This is a genomic window from Arenibacter amylolyticus (assembly GCF_002150785.1).
Taxonomy (GTDB): domain Bacteria; phylum Bacteroidota; class Bacteroidia; order Flavobacteriales; family Flavobacteriaceae; genus Arenibacter; species Arenibacter amylolyticus.
The window spans coordinates 1-1,356 of the sequence record NZ_MTAZ01000076.1 but is presented as its reverse complement, the minus strand read 5'-3'; the positions used below and the strand labels follow the sequence as shown (position 1 = coordinate 1,356).

Genomic DNA, 1,356 nt, shown 5'->3' with positions numbered 1-1,356 from the left:
GGGACTAGACCATAAACTGTGTAAGTAGTAAATAGAGGGTAAACTAAACGCTTTATTTTATAAACTTGCCTGCGATAAAAATCCAGGTACTAATCTTACACAACAAATGAAAAAAGAAGATCTATTTGATGATGAGTTTCTGAAACAGTTTAAATCAGGAGAAGAACTCAGCAATTTTCTAAAACAAATTCAGAAAAGAGGACTTGAGAAAATGCTTGAAGGGGAACTGGATGGTCACCTGGATTATCAAAAACATCACAAATCTGTTTCCGGTAATACCAGAAATGGCTATTCAGAAAAGAAGATCAAGAGTTCCTTCGGCGAGGATACCATTAAAGTTCCCAGAGATCGTAATGGTTCTTTTAACCCAATGATTGTCCAGAAGCGTCGGAACATGGTAGATGGCATAGAAAATGTCATTGTCTCTTTGTACGCTAAAGGAATGAGTAACAGCGATATTGAAGAGCAACTCTCTGAGATTTATAACTTTAATGTCTCCTCCACGACGATCTCAAGAATCACAGATCACATCACCAATGATATTGTGGCATGGCAGAATAGACCCTTGGAGCCCGTTTATCTAATTGTCTGGATGGATGGCATCGTCTTCAAAGTTCGAGAGAACTCTAAGGTGGTCAACAAGACAATCTATATCGCCGTAGGACTTAGACGCGACGGGAAGAAAGAAGTGTTGGGGCTGTGGCTTGGGAAGAATGAATCCGCAGCTTTCTGGATGAGTGTACTGACTGACATGAAAGCCCGTGGGGTTGAGGATATACTTATCACAGCCACCGATAATCTCAATGGCTTTACCGACACCATTAGAACTGTTTTTCCTGAATCCAGCACTCAGATCTGCGTGGTTCACCAGATCCGAAATGCTTGTAGGTATGTGGTATGGAAGGATAAAAAAGAGTTCACCAAGGATATGAAATCTATCTACGATGCTCCCAACAAGCAAGCTGCAGAGGCTGCTCTGGAAGATTTTTCCGCTAAATGGAACTCCAAGTACTCTTATGCCGTAAAAAGCTGGAGAGACAATTGGGAAGACCTAACTGTCTTCTATGAATTTCCGCTGGAAATCAGAAAGATAATCTATACCACCAACCTGATTGAAAATTTAAATGGCAAGATCAGGAAGTACACCAAAAATAAATTATCATTCCCTACCGATGAGGCTGTAATGAAATCTGTATATTTGGCTGTGAGGGAAGCAACAAAAAAATGGTCGATGCCCATCAGGAACTGGGGAATTATCCTCAATCAATTCCTGACTTTATATGAAGAAAGAGTCAAACTCTAAGTTATGCTTAAGCACCCTCTATTTTCTACTTACACAAATTGCGGGATAGTGTC

General features: G+C 40.3%; 1 protein-coding gene. It reads left to right on the top strand.

All coding sequences use genetic code 11. The features are described from left to right. The first annotated feature begins 106 nt into the window (after positions 1–106). Positions 107–1,303 (top strand): IS256 family transposase, encoded by a 1,197-nt coding sequence (locus tag BV214_RS16300; RefSeq protein ID WP_086478560.1) that lies wholly within the window; start codon positions 107–109, stop codon positions 1,301–1,303. The last annotated feature ends 53 nt before the right edge of the window (positions 1,304–1,356 follow it).